16 protein-coding genes and 1 tRNA gene are annotated in these 18408 nt (G+C 72.3%); 6 read left to right on the top strand and 11 right to left on the bottom strand.

Annotated features, from left to right (window positions below; genetic code table 11):
• Positions 1–85: 85 nt before the first annotated feature.
• From B079_RS0116455 to B079_RS0116465, 3 genes are all read left to right on the top strand, one after another.
• Positions 86–1288 carry a cytochrome P450 gene (locus tag B079_RS0116455; RefSeq protein WP_018546932.1) on the top strand — a complete coding sequence of 401 codons (1203 nt, stop codon included), beginning with the start codon at positions 86–88 and terminating at the stop codon, positions 1286–1288.
• A gap of 67 nt (positions 1289–1355) precedes the next feature.
• Positions 1356–1832, top strand: coding sequence for a DUF4231 domain-containing protein (locus B079_RS0116460; protein WP_199779925.1), 477 nt, complete (start codon positions 1356–1358; stop codon positions 1830–1832).
• Between the two features lie 55 nt (positions 1833–1887).
• Positions 1888–2733: an ion channel gene (locus B079_RS0116465; protein WP_018546934.1), complete on the top strand. Its 846-nt coding sequence runs from the start codon at positions 1888–1890 to the stop codon at positions 2731–2733.
• Here B079_RS0116465 and B079_RS33970 read toward each other — a convergent pair.
• The 4 genes from B079_RS33970 to B079_RS0116480 form a co-directional block, all read right to left on the bottom strand.
• On the bottom strand, positions 2645–3508 hold the full coding sequence (locus B079_RS33970; protein ID WP_158685003.1) for a glycosyltransferase family 2 protein: 864 nt from the start codon (positions 3506–3508) through the stop codon (positions 2645–2647). The genes B079_RS0116465 and B079_RS33970 overlap by 89 nt on opposite strands.
• Positions 3505–4980 carry a PQQ-binding-like beta-propeller repeat protein gene (locus B079_RS33295; RefSeq protein ID WP_018546935.1) on the bottom strand — a complete coding sequence of 492 codons (1476 nt, stop codon included), beginning with the start codon at positions 4978–4980 and terminating at the stop codon, positions 3505–3507. The genes B079_RS33970 and B079_RS33295 overlap by 4 nt, the downstream gene beginning before the upstream one ends.
• A gap of 54 nt (positions 4981–5034) precedes the next feature.
• A complete protein-coding gene (locus B079_RS0116475) occupies positions 5035–5985 on the bottom strand; it encodes an ABC transporter permease (RefSeq protein WP_018546936.1) in 951 nt (316 codons plus the stop codon).
• A gap of 203 nt (positions 5986–6188) precedes the next feature.
• Positions 6189–7163, bottom strand: a complete 975-nt coding sequence (locus B079_RS0116480) for an NAD-dependent epimerase/dehydratase family protein (protein ID WP_018546937.1) — start codon at positions 7161–7163, stop codon at positions 6189–6191.
• A 328-nt stretch (positions 7164–7491) separates the two neighbouring features.
• Here B079_RS0116480 and B079_RS33975 point away from each other — a divergent pair, with 328 nt between their 5' ends.
• Entirely contained in the window at positions 7492–8070 is a 579-nt protein-coding gene (locus B079_RS33975) for a TetR/AcrR family transcriptional regulator (protein ID WP_158685004.1), read from the top strand.
• Between the two features lie 121 nt (positions 8071–8191).
• Here the strand turns inward: B079_RS33975 and B079_RS0116490 are convergent.
• From B079_RS0116490 to B079_RS0116515, 6 genes are all read right to left on the bottom strand, one after another.
• Positions 8192–8276, bottom strand: a tRNA-Leu gene (locus tag B079_RS0116490).
• Between the two features lie 160 nt (positions 8277–8436).
• Positions 8437–9384, bottom strand: a complete 948-nt coding sequence (locus B079_RS0116495; RefSeq protein ID WP_018546939.1) for a beta-ketoacyl-ACP synthase III — start codon at positions 9382–9384, stop codon at positions 8437–8439.
• A 189-nt stretch (positions 9385–9573) separates the two neighbouring features.
• A complete protein-coding gene (locus B079_RS35520) occupies positions 9574–9723 on the bottom strand; it encodes an MFS transporter small subunit (RefSeq protein WP_018546940.1) in 150 nt (49 codons plus the stop codon).
• Positions 9698–11032: an OFA family MFS transporter gene (locus B079_RS0116505; protein ID WP_018546941.1), complete on the bottom strand. Its 1335-nt coding sequence runs from the start codon at positions 11030–11032 to the stop codon at positions 9698–9700. Before B079_RS0116505 ends, B079_RS35520 begins: the two co-directional genes overlap by 26 nt.
• Before the next feature lie 246 nt (positions 11033–11278).
• A complete protein-coding gene (locus B079_RS0116510; RefSeq protein WP_018546942.1) occupies positions 11279–11809 on the bottom strand; it encodes an isochorismatase family protein in 531 nt (176 codons plus the stop codon).
• A 134-nt stretch (positions 11810–11943) separates the two neighbouring features.
• Entirely contained in the window at positions 11944–12984 is a 1041-nt protein-coding gene (locus B079_RS0116515; RefSeq protein ID WP_018546943.1) for a bile acid:sodium symporter family protein, read from the bottom strand.
• A 324-nt stretch (positions 12985–13308) separates the two neighbouring features.
• Between B079_RS0116515 and B079_RS0116520 the strand changes: the two genes are divergently transcribed.
• Positions 13309–15111, top strand: a complete 1803-nt coding sequence (locus B079_RS0116520; protein WP_018546944.1) for a stealth family protein — start codon at positions 13309–13311, stop codon at positions 15109–15111.
• Here the strand turns inward: B079_RS0116520 and B079_RS0116525 are convergent.
• Entirely contained in the window at positions 15080–16063 is a 984-nt protein-coding gene (locus tag B079_RS0116525) for an Lrp/AsnC family transcriptional regulator (protein ID WP_018546945.1), read from the bottom strand. The genes B079_RS0116520 and B079_RS0116525 overlap by 32 nt on opposite strands.
• A gap of 131 nt (positions 16064–16194) precedes the next feature.
• Between B079_RS0116525 and B079_RS0116530 the strand changes: the two genes are divergently transcribed.
• Positions 16195–17700 carry an MFS transporter gene (locus tag B079_RS0116530; RefSeq protein WP_018546946.1) on the top strand — a complete coding sequence of 502 codons (1506 nt, stop codon included), beginning with the start codon at positions 16195–16197 and terminating at the stop codon, positions 17698–17700.
• Positions 17701–18408 lie beyond the last annotated feature (708 nt).

An 18408-nucleotide genomic window follows, 5' to 3' on the forward strand; every position in this document is an offset into this window, starting at 1 on the left:
CATGTGCCCCCACGCCGATTTCGGCCTTCGCCACGTCTGCCGCCCGCTGCTAGCGTCGGGCCGAGCCGACGAACGGGGGCAGACGGTGACCACGACCGACGTGATCGACCTGGTGGCGATGGGCGAGGACTTCGTCCGCGACCCCTATCCGGTGTACGCGGCGCTGCGCGAGCGGGGCCCCGTGCACCGGGTGCGCATTCCGGAGGGCGCGGAGGCGTGGCTCGTGGTCGGCTACGAGGCCGGACGGGCGGCACTCGCGGACCCGCGCCTGTCGAAACGGTGGGAGAACGCCTCGCCCGCGTTCCCGATCTCCAGCCCGGCCGCCGGACCCCACATGCTCAACCAGGACCCGCCGGACCACGGACGGCTGCGCAAGCTGGTGGTCCGCGAGTTCACCCCGCGTCGTATCGAGCAACTGGCCCCGCGTGTCCAGCAGATCACCGACGAACTTCTCGACGCGATGATCGCCGTTCCGGAGGGCCGGGCCGACCTGGTCGAAGCGCTCTCGTTCCCGCTGCCGATCTCGGTGATCTGCGAACTGCTCGGTGTCCCGATGCTGGACCGGGCCGCGTTCCGCCACTGGACGAACACGATCCTCTCCAGTGCCGAACCCGAGGTACGACAGGCGGCGACACGTGAAACGGCCGCGTATCTGGCCGAGTTGATGGAACGCAAGCGCCAGGCCCCGGGCGATGACCTGATGAGCGACCTGGTCCGCGCCACCGACGAGGACGGCGACCGTCTCTCCCACGAGGAACTGCTCGGCACCGCCTGGCTGTTGCTGGTCGCCGGGCACGAGACCACGGTCAACCTGATCTCCAACGGCGTCCTGGCCCTGCTCACCCACCCCGGCCAACTGGACCTGCTGCGCAAGGACATGACGCTCATGCCCAACGCGGTGGAGGAGATGCTTCGTTACGACGGCCCGGTGGAGACCCCGACCTTCCGGTTCACCACCGAGCCGATCGAGATCGGCGGCACGCTCGTCCCCGGCGACGGCCAACTGGTCCTGGTCGCCCTGGCGGACGCCAACCACGACCCCGCCCGTTTCGCCGCCCCCGACGACTTCGACATCCGCCGCCCCACCGGCGGCCACGTCGCCTTCGGCCACGGCATCCACTACTGCCTCGGCGCCCCCTTGGCCCGCCTCGAGGCCCGCCTCGCCCTCACCTCCCTGCTCACCCGCTTCCCCACCCTCACCCTCGACGCCCACCCGGCCGCCCTCACCTGGCGCGAGGGCATGCTGATCCGCGGCCCGCACAGCCTCCCGGTCCGCTGGGACACCTGACGCCCCCCCGGCCGGGCTACCGTGAATCGACCGACACGAGGCTGACCCGGGGGGCGGAGCCGTGGCCGTGCCGAAGGACCCCGCCGCGAACTCGTCGGGCTACGCCCTGTCGCTCGCGGACGGCTCGTACGCCTGGTACCGCCGCGCGGCGATCAAGGCCCGCCGCTTCCACCGCGCCGCCGAGACCCTGCTCCTGCTGGTCTCGGCCGCCATCCCGGTGAGCGCGGTCGTATCACCCCATGACGCCACCACCCCGGCCGTACTGGGCGGCGCGGTGGTCGTCCTCACCGGACTGCGGGCCCTCTTCCACTGGCACGACGACTACGTCCGCTTCAGCCAGGCCCGCGAGGCGGTCGAGGCGGAACGCCGCCTGTACCGCACGGCCGCCGAGCCGTACGCCGACCCCGCCACCCGCGACCGCCTGCTGGCCGCCGCCGTCACCCGCATCGAGCAGCAGGAGATGGGGACATGGGTCCAACTCGTCGGCACGCCAAGGGAGTCCACGGGCGACTCGACGCCCGACCGCTCGACACCACCGACATGACGAGGCCGCTCCACCGGGAACCGACGCCCCGCCGCCGAGCGGCACGGAGCACACGGTGAACCCCCTGGCCGCCGGGCTCGTCACGGCCGTCGATCTCGCCCTGCTGATGAAGGCCGCCGCGTTCATCCCCGACAACGTGTGGCTCTGGCGCAACGGCCCCGGCATCCTCACCCACCTGCGGCACGAGCAGACCCCGGACGTGGATCGCGTCGAAGCCCTCGGCGTACGCTGCGACTTCTGCAAGGCCGACATCCGGCCCCGCCCGCGCACCTCGCTCCGTTACAGCCGCCGCCACCCACCGAACCGTGGCCCGGCCAGCACCGGTGTCCTGCGCGGACGGCTGCGCGGTGTGGTCAACCTGGTCTTCTGGACCCCGCTGCTCATCGCCGGGTGCGGGACCTGCCTGATCCTCCTGTCACCGGCCGCGCCCGCGCCCCTGCTCGGACTGGGCGCAGCGGAGATCGGCCTGCTGGGCCTGCTCACCCTGCTGGCCGCGCTGGTCATCCGCTACTCGCTGGGCACCTACGATCTCTTCTACTCCGACATGGGCCGGTACGTGGGCTTCTTCTCCCGCCGCTCCCTCGCCCACGGTTCGGCCGCCCAGGCACATTCGGTCTACCTCGCGGCGCTCCTGTTGCTCTCGGTGTGCTGCTACGCCGTCACCTACCACGGCCTCTACGCGATCCGGCCGGACCAGTTCGCCGGGCACACGAGCCCCGGCTTCACGACCTGGCTGTACTTCAGCGCCACGATCGCCTCCACCACCGGAGGCAGCGGGATCTACCCGGTCGGCACCGTGAGCCGACTCGTGGTCACGGTCCAGACCGCGACGGGTCTGATCCTGCTGTGCTGGGTGTTCGGAGTCCTGGCCTCCCTACGACGCGAGCGGCCGACGCGCTGACGGCTCCCGTCGTGATCGCCGCCGTCCCGCACGCCCTCTCCACACCACCTGGTGTGCGCGGCGGCTGCGATGACCTGCGCCGACAGGCGATCAGCGCGCGCACGCCGTAGCGGACCAGTGCGACAGTGCTCCACGCGCTGCGGCCCGCCGCCCGTGGCCGCCAGTCGTAGTCGACGTATGCCGAGGGGAACGGCAGGCTGGAGAACAGGCCCCGCATATAGCCGTGTTGGCCGGGGCGGGCCAGCGCGACGGTGGCCACGCGGCGTGAGATGAGCCGGAAGTCGCCGGTGCCCTCCACCAGTTCGACGTCGCACAGAACGCGGGCCAGCAGATGGAAGACCCGGCTGCCCAGCCGTCGGCCCGCGCCTCCGGAACGGCTGGGCCGCCGCCGGGCCACTACTTGTTCGTAGCCACGGGTGTGCTGCTCCACCATGGGTGCGAGCAGGGCGGTCGGATGCTGGAGGTCGGCGTCGACGAAGACGACGCAGTCCCCGGCCGTACGGGCCAGACCGGCGGCCATGGCCGCGTCCTTGCCTCGGCGGCGGCCGAGCGACAAACAGGCCACTCGGCGGTCGGCCGCGGCGAATGCCCGCAGCCTGTACAGCGTGCCGTCACGGCTGCCGTCGTCGACATAGACGATCTCCCAGCGTGGGCCGACACCACGCAGATCGGCCAGCAGCGTGGCGTGGAACGCGGGGAGGACGGCGGCCTCGTCGCGGCAGGCGACCACGACCGAGAGCCGGGGCGACCGCCGCGCCGACGCCGGGCCGCTCATGTGCGGACGGCTCTGAGGGCACCGTCCTGGCCGCCGACGCAGACGATCCGGCCGGACACCGTCGGCCGGGTGAGGACTGCGCTCTCCGTCTCGCACCGCCATCGGACCCGGCCGCTCACCGCGTCCAGGGCCCACAGGCCGTGGTCGTCGCTGCCGATGTAGACGGTTCCGTCCGCGACGGTGGGGGACGCCTGCAACCATTCCCCGACGCGCCTGCGCCACCGCTCATGGCCGGAGGTGGCGTCCAGCGCGTACAGGTTGCCGTCGTGCGACCCGATGTACACGAGGTCTCCCGCCACGGCGGGTGAGGACCGCACGCGGTCGCCGGTGCGGTGGCGCCAGCGCTCGGCGCCGGTCTCCGTGTCGACGGCGTGGAGGAAGTCGTCATCACTGCCGACGTAGACCGACCGGTCGTGGGTGGCGGGGGACGAGCGAACGGCACCCCCTGTGCGAAACCGCCACCGTTCGCGGCCGGTTGCGGTGTCCAGCGCCCATAGGCAGCGGTCGTCGGAGCCGACGTACACGGTGTCGCCGCACACCGAGGGGGACGAGTCCACGTCGCCCACCGTCCGGAACCGCCAGCGTTCGTGGCCGTTCGTCGCCCCGATCGCGTACAGGTGGTGATCACGGCTGCCCACGAACACCGTCCCGTCCACGACCGTGGGGGACGACCAGACGGCCCCGCCGGTGGTGATCCGCCAGCGCTCCAGGCCGGTGTCGGCGTCGAGGGCGTAGACGTTGTGGTCCTGGCTTCCCGCATGGACGGTGTGGCCCGCCACCATGAGGCTCGACCACACCGCGCCCCCGGTCGCGACGGACCACCGTTCGGCGCCGGTGTCGGCCTCCACCGCCCGCACCCGGCCGTCACCGCTCCCGAAGTACACCGTCCCGCCGAGCACCCGGGGCGACGACTGCACCAGTCCGCCCGTGGTCACCCGCCAGACCGTCTCCCCCGGGCTCGGCTCCCTGGGATCCGAGGGCGAGGGGCCGGACGGGACAGCCGTGAGAGCGGTCTCGGACCGGTGTGCCGGAGACGGCTCGCGCAGTCCCAGTTTCTCCCGCAGCAGCACCGCGAGGCGGCCCGCCGGAGTGGTGCGGGCGTCGATGTAGCCGATCGTGGGGCGCAGCCCCGGCAGCTCGGTGTCGTCGAAGCGGACCGGCAGCAGATATTCACCGGGGTCGGCCAGCGCCCGGGCCTGGGCGCTGCGGCGCTCATGGGTGGTCCACATCTTCGCCGCGTACGCCGCCGACACGAACACCACACAGAACAGGGCGGACCTGCGGTAGATCTCGTCGAGATGCTCGGGCAGTTCCTTGCCCCACAGCGACGCTTCCTCGTCGTTCGCGTAGGAGAAACGCAGCCCGAGGTCCCGCAACGCACGGGCGACCTGCTCCACGTACTCCCGCTCCTCGCTCGCGAAGGACAGGCAGACGTCGTAGCCGTACTCGTGCTCGGGCAGCGGGACGCTCACGGGCCCGATGATAGGGCGTCGAGCAGCCGCGTCCGGGGCCCCGGGCGAAGCGGCTCAAGCGCGGGTAACCGCCCCGGCCGGAGCCCCGCGTCGGAAGACGTCCTTCAGGTAGACCACGAGCGCGGCGGCCAGCACCCACAGGGGCAGGATCACCAGGGCCCGGGTCAGGCCGTCGTCGTGGAAGCGGGACAGGCCCTGGATGGCGCGTACGCCCACGCCGACCGGCAGGATCTGGGACAGGGGGCTCAGCCAGGCGGGGAGGTAGGCGGGGGGCATGGTGCCGCCGCTGGTGCTGTTGCCGAGGATCAGCAGGAGGACCGACGCGATACTGACGCCCGCGGAGCCGAAGAGCCGCAGGAGGGCCATGGTCGTGGCGCCGACCGCGACGCCCATCAGTGCCACGACGAGGGCGAGGAGGGGGAAGGGGCCGGGCAGCGCGCCGAAGCCCGGGTCGCCCGCGATGGCGGTGACCAGGATGCCGCCGACGGCGCCGAACAGGGCCAGGCTGGCCATACGCCAGCGGTACGGGAGCCGGGGCGCGAGCTGGTACGTCGTCATACCGAAGAGGTATCCGGCCAGGACCAGCCCGAAGGCCGCGTAGAACACCGAGAGGCCCCGGGTGTCTCCCGGCGCGGCCGGGGCCACGTCCTCGGGGGAGAGGGCATGGTGCTCCGCGTGTGCCGCGGCGCCGAAGGCGGTGGTCACGGTCCCGGTGACGGAGGCCCCGTTGGCGCTGCCGTAGAGCAGCTTCCCGTTGCCGAGGTAAGCCGCGTACACGGATCGGTCCTGGACCGCCTGCCGGGCGGTGGACGCGTCCGGGTAGGTCACGAGCGCGAAGCCGCCGGGAACGGCACGGGCGAGGTCCTGGCGCAGATGGGTCTGGTGCGTGCCGGTCTCCGTCGTGCCCACGCGGAGTTGGTGGGGGCGCGGTGCGTGGAAGGCGGCGAGATAGACGCTGACGAACACGGCGCCGATCAGCAGGACGACAGCCACGGGAAGCAGCACGGCACGCCAGGTCCCGGAGGGGGAGGCAGGGGTGGCTGGGTCCGGGACGTGCCGGTGAGGTCGGTGGGTGGCGACTTGCTGGGACAAAGAAGTGATCCTGGGGAAGAAGGTGACGGCGACAGGCGGCCGGTCGCGGCGGAGCCGGGTCGGACGGGCCGAGGGGTTCCGTGCCGCGACCGGCCTGCGCGACCGGCCTGGGTGAGTCAGAGCGAGACTTGGGAGGCCGCGGCCTGGCGCTTGGGCTCGGGGTAGACGGTCCCGAGGTCGAGCGGCGCGGGCAGCTGCGCGAGGGTGTCGATCACACCGGGGCGATGCGGCTGCCAGCCCAGCTCCGTGCGGGCCTTGTCCGAGGAGGCACGGCAGTTGAGCCAGAAGTCGAGTTCGTTGGCGCGTCCGTTGAGTGCGCGCATCGTCGGATAGTCGACCAGCTCGACCTCGCCGCCGAGACCGGCCGCGCGGCTCACCGCCCGGGCGACCTCCATCTGCGGCACCGTGTCGGTCGCGCCGATGAACAGGCCGCGCGTGTCCGGGGCGTTGAGGGCGAGCGCGTACAGATCGGCGAGGTCGTCGACGTGGACATAGGTGAACGCGTTGTCCCCGGGCGCCACGGCGGCCACGAAACCGTGCTGCCGAACACCGTTGAACAGACGGGCGATCGGTCCGATGTAGCCGCCGCCACGGCCGTACAGCTGCCCGGGAGCGAGGATGATCGTCCGCACCGCGTCGGCGGACATCAACTTCCGGTAGATCTCGACCAGATGCGCGTAGAAGTAGGGCGGGGCGACGGGGTCGGCCTCGGTGACCACGCGCTCCGGGACCATGATGCCCGTGTCGAGCCACATCCCGGTGCCACCGGTGTAGAGGTACGGCTTGTCCGTGCCCGCCAGCGCGTCGAGGATCACGTCCGTGGTCCGCATCGCCGCGTCGACGGTCTCGAGCGCCTGAGCCAGAAAACCGCCCGTGGCGATCTGCACCACGGCGTCGGCGTCCCGCGCGGCCCGCGCGAGGACCGCGGTGTCTCCCATCGCGCCGCGCACCGGGGTCACCCCCATGTCCGACAGTGCCGCTACCGAGGCGTCCGAACGGGCCAGTCCGGACAGCACATGACCATCGGCCCGCAGGCGCTCCGCGACGACCGAGCCGATGTAGCCCGTCGCGCCGATGACGAAGATCTTCATTCCGCACCTCTCGTCTCACTAACGCACATTGCTGTGCGATAAGCCGATGGTAGCCGCGCCCCAGGAGGCGGGGCAAAAGGAGGACCACCGGTTCCGCGGTCGTTCTCAGGGACCGGCACAGATCGCGCGACGGCGCGTTCGGCGTCCGACGCGGCTGCCACCGGACGGGAAAAACAGGAGGTCACAGGGTGTGCGGCCGGGCCCGCAGAAGCCATGCGCATGCCGCTTGAGCGCCCGTCAGGCGTCGGCACGGACGGAGCGGACCACCCTCATATCCGGCGGGCCGACCAGCAGCTACGACCTGGGACTATCCACTAATATGCACAGTGTGACCGACCTCATCACTCGTCGCACCGGGGGCCGAAGCGCCCGGGTGCGACGCGCGGTCCTGGACGCGGCGGCGGAGCTGCTGATCGAGTCGGGCCTCGACGCCACGACGATCCCGGCGATCGCCGAACGTTCCGGCGTGCACCACACGTCGATCTACCGGCGGTGGGACAGCCGCGGCAGCCTCCTCCGCGAGGTGCTGCTCGAAGCCGTCGACCTCGCCGTCCCGGTGCCGGACACGGGAGATCTCCGGTCGGATCTCATCGACCTCTTCGAAGAGGTCCGTGATCTCCTGGAGTCCCCCATGGGGAAGGTCCTGTTCGACGTCATACGGAGTACGGACGACTCGCTCGCCGACCTCCGGGGCGGCTACTGGCACACCCGGCTCGAGCAGTGCGCGATCGTGATCGAGCGGGCCCGTGAACGTGACGGGATTCCGGAGAGCGTGGACTCACGCGTGATCTTCGAAATGCTCGTCGGCCCGCTCCACGCCCGTGCGCTCATGAGCAACGAACCCCTGGGAACAGTCGACGCCCGCCTCGTCGTGGACACCGTCCTGAACGGCATGCTGACCGGCTGACCGGGCGGAACACCGTCCGCGCATTCGCACAACGCATTCGACACAACGCGATCAGGACAACGCGGCGAGGGCCCCGACCTTGATGGTCGAGGCCCTCGCATCCGTATCGCTACGGCAGGTGTGTCCGAGGGGGGACTTGAACCCCCACGCCCGATAAAGGGCACTAGCACCTCAAGCTAGCGCGTCTGCCATTCCGCCACCCGGACCAGGTGTCTGTCGCCTTCGGGGTGTGTTCCCCGCGGCGACATGGACAACAATACCAAGGTTTCGGAGTGCGTTTCACCTGCGTATTCGTGCCGTGGGAGGGGGGTGGACCTGGGGGTACGGAGTGTCAGCGAGCGGTAGCCGCGCGTGAGCGGGGCGGGGTCACGGGCAGCGGATGACCTGGCCCGCGTACGAGAGGTTGCCGCCGAAGCCGAAGAGGAGGACGGGGTCGCCGGTGCGGACGGCGCCCTGTTCGACGAGCTTGGAGAGGGCGAGGGGGATGCTGGCGGCGGAGGTGTTGCCGGACTCGGTGACGTCGCGGGCGACAACCGCGTTCACGGCGCCGATCTTGTGGGCCAGGGGCTCGATGATGCGCAGGTTGGCCTGGTGGAGGACGACGGCCGCGAGGTCGGCGGGCTCGATGCCGGACCTCTCGCAGGCCCGGCGGGCGATCGGGGGCAGCTGCGTGGTGGCCCAGCGGTACACGCTCTGGCCCTCCTGGGCGAACCTCGGCGGCGTGCCCTCGATACGCACGGCGTTGCCCATCTCCGGCACCGAGCCCCACAGCACCGGGCCGATGCCGGGCTCCTGATCCGCCGTACACGCCTCAACCACGGCCGCACCCGCCCCGTCGCCGACCAGGACGCAGGTCGTACGGTCGCTCCAGTCGGTGACCTCGGACATCTTGTCCGCGCCGATGACCAGCGCACGCGTCGCCGCGCCCGCGCGGACCGTGTGGTCGGCGGTCGCCAGCGCGTGGGTGAACCCGGCGCAGACCACGTTGACGTCCATCGCGGCCGGCTGCGGGATGCCGAGGCGGGCGGCGACGCGGGCGGCGGTGTTCGGGGAGCGGTCGATGGCCGTGGACGTGGCGACCAGGACCAGGTCGATGTCCTCGGGGGCCAGGCCCGCCGCCGCGAGGGCCTTGGCGGCGGCGTGCGCGGCCAGCTCGTCCACCGGCTCGTCGGGGCCCGCGATGTGCCGCGTACGGATGCCGACCCGGCTGGTGATCCATGCGTCGCTGGTGTCGACCATGCCCGCCAGGTCCTCGTTGGTGAGCACCTTGGCGGGCTGGTAGTGCCCGATCGCGGTGATGCGCGAGCCGATCATGTCGAGGTCCCCTTGTCGCCGTAAGTCACGGGACCGTCCAGTCTGATCAGTGACTCACGGGTACGCGGACACGTGAAGCCACAGGAATCGGGCATCCGAGTTGTCGGCTTCCCGCAGACCCTCGGATGTCCGCATACTCAGCGTTCCGAGCCCGCCGGGCTCAGGCCCACGGTCCGTGACACCGGCCGCTCACCCCGTGAAGAGCTGGGTCGCCTTCCGTACGAGTTCGTACAGCCCGTAGGCCAGCGGCGCCGACACCCACAGCCAGGCGAAGACGATCAGGCCCCGCAGATCGCGCGGGGCGCTCTCGGGATCACGCGGGCTGCTCTCGCCGGCCATCGGCGGCCTCCTTCGGGTCGGGCACGTGGTGCCGGTCGTGGACGGGTCGGACGAGTTCGTTGGCGGCGAAGCCGACGAGGAGCAGGCCGATCATGATGGCGAAGGAGAGCCCGTACAGGGCGGGGCCGTGTTTGCCCGCGTCCTCCTGCCGGTCGGCGATCCAGTTGACGATCAGCGGGCCGAGGACGCCCGCGGTGGACCAGGCGGTGAGCAGGCGGCCGTGGATGGCGCCCACCTCGTACGTGCCGAAGAGGTCCTTCAGATAGGCGGGGATCGTGGCGAAGCCGCCGCCGTAGAAGGAGAGGATCACCAGGGCGCAGAGCACGAAGAGGGGCTTGGCGGTGTCGCCGAACAGGGCGATCAGGAGGTACATCAGCGCGCCGACGCCGAGGTAGACGCGGTAGATGTTCTTGCGGCCGATCAGGTCGGAGGCGGACGACCAGCCGATGCGGCCCGCCATGTTCGCCGCCGAGAGAAGGGCCACGAAGCCCGCCGCCGCCGACACGGAGACCGGGGCGGAGCTGTCCGCGAAGAAGTCCGTGATCATCGGGGCGGCCTTCTCCAGGATGCCGATGCCCGCCGTGACGTTGGTGCACAGGACGACCCACAGACACCAGAACTGCGGGGTGCGCACCGCGCTGCGGGCGGAGACCCGGATGCCGGTGGGTACGGCGGCCACCGCCTCGCCCGTCGGCCGCTCGGGCGCGCGCGGGACGCGGATCAGCAGCACGCCGAGGGTCATGAACACGGCGTACGACAGTCCGTGGACGAGGAACGCGAGGGCGATCCCGTGCGGTCCCGTGCCGAAGGACTCCAGCATCTGGGCCGACCACGGCGAGGCGATCAGGGCGCCACCGCCGAAGCCCATGATGGCGATGCCGGTGGCCATGCCGGGCCGGTCCGGGAACCACTTCATCAGGGTGGAGACGGGCGAGATGTAGCCGATGCCGAGGCCGATGCCCCCGACGAAGCCGTAGCCGAGGACGATCAGCCAGTACTGCTCGGTCTGCGCGCCGAGCGCGGAGATCAGGAACCCGGAGGAGAAGCAGACCAGGGCCACGGTCATCGCCCAGCGCGGGCCGTTGCGCTCGACGAGCGTGCCGCCGAACGCGGCGGACAGGCCGAGCATCACGATCGCCAGCTGGAACGGCAGCGCGCTCTGCGTGCCGTCCAGGTGCAGCGCGGATTCCAGGGGCGGCTTGAACACGCTCCAGGCGTAGGCCTGGCCGATGGACAGATGGACGGAGAGGGCGGCGGGCGGGACCAGCCACCGGCTCCAGCCCGCGGATGCGACAGGGGGGCTGCTCATGGGGCCGGACGGTAGGGCGGGGCACGGGAGTTGAGAAGGTGGCGGGGCGGCGGGATGCGGTGAGCGGTAGGCGTCGTGCGTCCAGCGGTCGGTACGGACCTGGCCACCGGCCGCCGCGCCAGTGCCGCTCGGCCTCGCATCGGGGCCGCTCAGCGGCTACGACGGTGCCCCTCAGCCGCTACAGCGGTGCCGCCCGGCCGTCGCGTCGGCGCCGCTCACCTCCTACGACGCCCTACGACGGCTCCCTCACTCCCCCGCCCCGAACCGCACCTCCGCCGCCCGCACCACGGTCCCCAGCCTCGGGAAGTCCAGCCGTACCGACGCCTCGTGCTCGGCAGCCGTGAACGCGGACATGGCGTCCTCCGCGAAGACCAGGTCGTAGCCGAGGTCGGCGGCGGCGCGGGCGGTGGACTCGACGCCGAGGTTGGTGGTGATGCCGCCGAAGACCAGCGTGTCGATGCCGTGCTCGCGCAACCGGGCGTCCAGCTCGGTGCCCTGGAAGGCGCCGATGGTCCGCTTGACCACCTCCAGGTCGCCCGCGTGACGCAGTCCGGCGACGAGCCCGCTGCCCGGCGGCTGCTCGGCGAGGGCCGGGCGCTCGACCCGGACGAGGACGACCAGGGCGCCCTCGGCCCGGAAGACGGACGCCAACTCCTCGGCGGTGGACTGGACTTCGATGCCCTTACGGGGTTCCAGGGGCAGCGCGACGATACGTTCCATCAGGTCGACGAGGACGAGTGCGGTGCGCTGCGGATCGAGTACGGGAGCTGCGGTCATGACGGAACGTTAGCCGTCGCCCCCGGTCCGTGGCGCTAATCCGGGTCAACGGGGCGGTGAACTGAACGCGTTCGGCGGTGGGGCGGCGCAAGGATCCGGCCACCGTGCGTCACGTCACGTCACGTCGCCTCGCATCACCGCGCGGACGGCCGTACGTCCGGACGGTCCGGCTCCGGCGCCCGCTCCGGCTCTTCCCCTGGCTCCGCTTCCGGGGCGTCGGCCGCCCGCCGCTTCGCGAGCACCGCGCACACCATCAGCTGCATCTGGTGGAACAGCATCAGTGGCAGCACGGCCAGCGAGGCGTGCGCGCCGAACAGCACGCTCGCCATGGGCAGCCCCGAGGCGAGGGACTTCTTGGAGCCCGCGAACTGGATCGCGACCCGGTCGGCGCGGCCGAAGCCGAGCGCCCGGGCGCCGTACCAGCTCACGCAGAGCATCACGGCGAGCAGCACCGCCTCCACACCGAGCAGCGCGCCGAGCCGCAGCGGGCTCACCTGGTGCCAGATGCCCTGGGCCATGCCCTCGCTGAAGGCGGTGTAGACGACCAGCAGGATCGAGCCCCGGTCGACCAGGCCGAGCACCTTCTTGTGACGGGCGACGAAGCCGCCGATCCAGCGCCGGAGCAGCTGCCCGGCGAGGAACGGCACCAGCAGCTGGAGCACGATCTTCAGGAGCGAGTCGGCGGAGAAGCCCCCGCTGCCGCCGAGCAGCGCGGCGGCGAGGAGCGGGGTGAGGACGATGCCGACGAGGGAGGAGAAGGAGCCCGCGCAGATGGCGGCGGGCACGTTGCCGCGCGCGATCGAGGTGAAGGCGATGGAGGACTGGATGGTGGAGGGGACCAGGGTGAGGAAGAGCAGGCCCTGGTAGAGCGGCTGGGTCAGGACGTGGGGGACCAGGCCCCGCGCGGCCAGGCCGAGCACCGGGAAGACGAGGAAGGTGCAGGCCAGCACGGTGAGATGGAGCCGCCAGTGGCGCAGTCCGTCCAGCGCCTCGCGGGTGGAGAGGCGGGCGCCGTAGAGGAAGAAGAGGAAGGCGATGGCCGCCGTGGCGGCGCCGGAGGCCACGTCCGCGCCGGTCCCGCGCGCCGGGAGCAGAGCCGCGACGCCCACCGTCGCGAGCAGCAGCAGGATGTACGGGTCGACGGGCAGCCGACGGGGCAGGTGCGGGCGTTTCACGGTGCTCCGGGTGCTGGACGACGGGGACAGGGACGAGCGGAGGCCGACGAGCGACGCGGCCCGGCTTCCATGATGCCCCGCGCCCCGTGCGCCCCCTCCGGCACGGAATCACCCCTCCCGCCGCCGTCCGCCTCTTCCGGGCGCGGAATCAACCCCTGCAAAGCATGGGCTATACACCCATACCCTTGACCAAGGCTTGACGCAGGGTTGACCGGGGTACATCGTTTGTTCACATCAAAACCGCAGGTCGTTCCGGAGTCCTCGAACACCTGGCGTCGCCCGCGGCCACCGCGTCGCGCCCCTCTGGGAAGGACCGGTTCTGCCATGCCGTCCCGTCTCGCCGCCCTCGGCGAACGTCTCCTGCCCGCCCGCGTCCGGCACGAACGTGCCGAGCAGCGCCGTGCCGCACGGCAGGAGGCCGAGCGCGAGGAGGCGGAGCGGGCGCACGCCGAGGCCGTCGCCGCCCGGCGCGCCCGGCTGCTCGCGGGGGACGCCGAGCTGCGCGAGATATCCCGGCAGGACCGCGTCTACATCGGCCGCCGGGTGCGCTCCCTGAGCGCCGCCGACGCCCGCACCCGCAATCTCGCGCTCGTCGCGGACGCGCTGGAGCACGCCGGGGTCGCGTACTTCCTGCTGCCCGGGAACTCCCCGCTGCGCCACGCCGTCGGCATCCGTATCGAGGACCGCAAGGCGTTCCTCGGCGCACTGCGCGAGCTGTACGCCGACACCGCCCTGTACGCCCTCAAGCCCGGCAAGGACCCGTGGCCCGCCGAGGCCGCGCTGTACGCCGACGGCGCGCTGCCCACCCCGCTCAAGCGCCAGGACGTCATGCGGGTCGGCGAGATCCTGCTCGGCCCCGACGACCAGGTGCTGGCCGGGCTCGTGCACGGCTGCGACGTGGAGTACTGGCGCGACGGCGCCGCCCTCCTGGCGAAGGCCGAGGAGCCGCGCACCGCCGAGCGGCTGCGCTCCCTGCGCGTCCAGGCGCCCGAGCCGGTGCTCGCCGAGGCGCTGGTCGCCCCGCGCGGCAACCCGGTCTCCGACGTGCTGCCCGCCGACGCCCGCACCCCCGCGACCCGTACCGTGGCGGGCCGCTCCTACCCCACCTGGGACGCCTTCCAGCGGCCCCGTGTGGAGGCCGTCGACTTCCCGCTCGACGTCGTCTACACCTGGGTCGACGGCGACGACCCCGAGCTGGCCGCCGCCCGCGAGGCGCACCGGCCCGGCGGACCGCGCCGTATCCACGCCCGCGAGACCGGCAGCTCCCGGTACACCAGCCGGGACGAACTCAAGTACTCGCTGCGCTCGTTGGAGATGTACGCGCCGTTCGTCCGCGACATCTACATCGTGACCGACGGCCAGACCCCCGAGTGGCTGGACACCGGCGTCCCGGGCGTCCAGGTCATCGACCACAAGGACGTGTTCACCGACCCCGGCGTGCTGCCGGTCTTCAACTCGCACGCCATCACGACCCAGTTGCACCACATCGAGGGTCTTTCCGAGCGCTACCTCTATCTCAACGACGACGTGCTGCTCGGCCGTCCCGTCACCCCCGAGCACTTCTTCCACGGCAACGGCATCGCCAAGATCCCCTTCTCCTCGTACCAGTTGGGGCTCGGCGCCCCGAACGCGGACGAGCCTGCCCCCAACTCGGCCGGGAAGAACGTGCGTTCCCTCATCGAGGAGCGGCACGGGCGTTTCACCGTCAACAAGTTCATGCACACCCCGCATCCGCAGATCCGTGAGGTGATGCGGGACATGGAGCGGTGTTACCCCGAGGCGCTGGAGCGGACCAGCCGGTCCCGGTTCCGTTCGGTGACCGACATCGCGCCGGGTGCCTCGCTCCACCATCACCACGCGCTGCTCACCGGCCGTGCGGTGCCGGGCAAGTTCAAGCTGCGTTACATCGACGTGGCGCTGCCCGAGGCGGCCGAGCGGATGGCGCAGCTCCTGGAGGGGCGGGCCTACGATTTCTTCTGCGTCAACGACGTGAACACGCCCGCCGAGCGGCAGGAGGAGGTCGGGCGGCTCGTGGCCGGTTTCCTGGAGGCGTACTTCCCCTTCCCCAGCCGCTGGGAGAAGGCGCGGGGACCGGTCAGCGGCCCCCGCGATACGTCAACTGCTTGACCCGGCGCAGGAACGGGGTCGTCTCCACGTGGCGCACCCCGTCCAGGCGGCCGAGCGGCCCGCTGAGGTAGGCGTACAGGCTCGCGGTGTCGCGGACGACGACGGTGGCGACGAGGTGGGAGGGCCCGGTGGTGGCCGCCGCGAAGGCGACCTCGCCGTGCCCGGACAGGGCCTCGCCGACGGAGTGCAGCGCGGCGGGCTCGGTGGTGATCCACAGGGCGGCCGTGCGGGCCTGTCCGGAGCGCTCGTAGTCGTACTCGATGTCGATGTAGATCGCCCCCGAGGCGAGCAGGGCGCCGAGGCGGCGTTTGACGGCCGACTCCGAGCGTCCGGTGGCCCGTTGGAGTTCCTGGTGTCCGGCGCGGCCGTCCCGGCGCAGGACGGCGAGCAGCGGTTCGTCCTCGGGTTCGATGCGGGCTTCCCCCTCCGGGCGGGCCGGGTGGCGGGGCCGTAGCGCGGCGATCTGATCCGCTTCCAGCGCACCGGACTTGACGATCCAGCCGCTCGGGCCGCCGTCGAAGCGGTGCAGGAGCTGCTGGGCGTGGACCTCCATCACGCTGGGCGTGCGCGGGAGTTTGCCGAGCAGGAGGTCGTCGTGGTCGCCGGGGCTGCGCGGGTGGGTCATGCAGACGATCTCGGTGCCGCCGGAGGCAAGGCCGATCCAGGAGGTGTCGGGGCGCTTGGCGAGGGCGTCCGCGATGACGGGGGTGCTGTCCGGGGCGCAGCGCAGCCGGAGCATCCACTGGTCCTGGCCGAGGACGAACGCGTCGCGCCGGGCGACGACCCGGAGACCGGCCTCGGCGGTGAGGCGGCGGTAGCGGCGGGCGACGGTCTGGTCGGAGACGCCGAGGACCTGCCCGATCCGGGCGAAGGAGGCGCGGGCGTCGACCTCCAGGGCGGAGAGGATCAGCACGTCCAGCTCGTCGAACCTGTCGGATTTCGTCGTCTGCATGAGGTTCCCCGTCGGTTTTCACCGGCCCGAGGGCCGTGGCCGGGGTGTTCGGCCCGGTCCCGCGCATCGTACGGGCGAGGGCGCGGTCACGCGTCACGGTGTACGGAAACGGGAATGGCGGGAGGCGGGTCATGCGGACCTGGGGGACGCTCACGGCGGTGTGCCTGGGCACGTTCATGCTGCTGCTGGATGTGACGATCGTGGTGGTGGCGCTGCCGGACATGAGCCACGCGCTGGGCGCGTCGCTGGGCGATCTCCAGTGGGTGGTGGACGGTTACGCGCTCGCGCTCGCCGCGCTGCTGCTCGGCGCGGGCGCGGCGGCGGACGTGCTGGGGCGGCGGCGCACCTACGTCGCGGGCGTGGTGCTGTTCGCGGCGGCCTCGCTGCTGTGCGGGCTCGCGGCCGGGCCGGGGACACTGGTGGCGGCGCGGGTGATACAGGGCGTGGGCGCGGCGGCGATGTTCGCGACGACGCTGCCGCTGCTCGGCTCGGTGTACCAGGGAAAGCAGCGGTCGGTGGCGCTCGGCGTGTGGGGCGCGGTGAGCGGCGGCGCGGCGGCGGTCGGGCCTGTGCTGGGCGGGCTGCTGACCGAGGGGCCCGGCTGGCGGTGGATCTTCTTCGTGAACCTTCCGGTGAGCGTGGCGGCGGTGTGGCTGACGCTGCGGGTGGTGCCGGAGTCGCGGGGCGGCGGTGCGGGCAGCGCCTGGCAGCGGGTGGACTGGGCGGGTACGGCGGCCTTCGCGGCGTTCGCGGGCGGGCTGACGTACGCCGTCGTGCGGGCCGGTGAGGACGGCTGGGGCGCGTCCGCGACGCTCACGGCGTTCGGCTGCGCGCTGCTGGCGCTGGTGGTGTTCGTGCTGGTGGAGCGGCGGGTGGCGCATCCGCTGCTGGACCTGTCGCTGCTGCGCAACCGCACGTTCGTGGGTGTGATGGCGGGGGCCTTCGCCTTCAACGCGGTGGCGTTCGGTGTGACGCCGTACCTCTCGCTGTGGATGCAGACGCTGCTGGGCATGAGCCCGGTGCGCAGCGGGCTGACGCTGCTGCCGATGACGGTCGCGGCGATGATCGTCGCGGTGCTGGTGGGGCGGCTGCTGCACGGGGCGCCGTCCCGGCTGACCATCGGTGGCGGGCTGCTGCTGATCGGCGCGGGCTGCGTGTGCCAGGCGGTCCTTTCGGCGGGCTCCGACTGGACGGCGCTGATCCCCGGGTTCGTGCTGGTGGGCGCGGGTACGGGGCTGGTCTCGCCGACCGTCGCCGGGGCCGCGCTCGCCTCGGTGCAGCCGCACCGGGCGGGCATGGCGGGCGGCGCGGTCAACACCGTGCGCCAGCTGGGCTACGCCCTCGGCGTCGCCGTCTTCGGCACGATCCTCACCTCGCGCATGGAGTCCACCCTCCCCCACGGCGCGGCCCACGCCCTGGCGGGCGGCGCGGCGGGCGCCCTGCGGGCGAGCTTCCCGGACGAGGTCCTGCACGCGGCCTTCGCCTCCGGCCTGAACCGGGCCCTGCTGACGGCGGGGGTGGCGGGTCTTGCTGCGGGCGCGCTCGTCCTGGCGGTGGTCCGCACGCCGCGGCCCGCCGCGGAGCGGCCGACGGCGGGCGGGGCGCCGGTGGAGACACCGGTGCCCGGACGGCGGTAGGTGCCGGGCCGGTGACGCCCTGCGGAGGGCGCCACCGGCGAGCAAGGGGCGGCTCGGGCCTGTCGGCCGGGCCGCCCCCCGTCTGTCGGCCGGGCCGCCCCCGTCTGTGTGCCGAGGCGGATCCGTTGTGTGCCGGGGCGGCCCCCGTCGTGCGCCAGAGCGGACCCGTCGTGTGTCAGGGCGCCCCCGTCGTGCGCCAGAGCGGACCCGTCGTGCGCCAGGGCGGACTCGCCTGGTGCGCGCGACGGGGGCGCCCCGGCGGACGCCACCCGGCGCCCGCCGCCCCCGCACCCCGCCATCCCGACGCCGCCGCTGCCGCATCACGCCACCCGCACCACCCACCCGAGCCCCTACCACCCGACCAGCAGGCCCGATTCCCCGCGCCCCGCCATCCCGACACTGCCGCATCACGCCACCCGCACCACCCGAGCCCCCACCACCCGACCACCCCACCCGCACACCCGAACCCGCCCCCAGCAGCCTCGCACTCCGTCGAACCGCCGGACGGCAAGCCGTGACCAGGCCGTACAGATTCGGTGGAGATTGGGGTGGGTTCGGCTGAGCGGTCGCCCCCGTCGTGTCCGTACCTTCCCCTTGTGCGGGCATTTTCCGGGCGACGGCGGGCGCGAATGCGCGGGTTGCCCGGATTCGGGACGGCTCCCATCCGGCCAACGGGTGGGGTAGCGTCACGGCGCTGTGAGGAACGGA

It is taken from the genome of Streptomyces sp. LaPpAH-108, from assembly GCF_000373625.1.
In the GTDB taxonomy this organism is placed as follows: domain Bacteria; phylum Actinomycetota; class Actinomycetes; order Streptomycetales; family Streptomycetaceae; genus Streptomyces.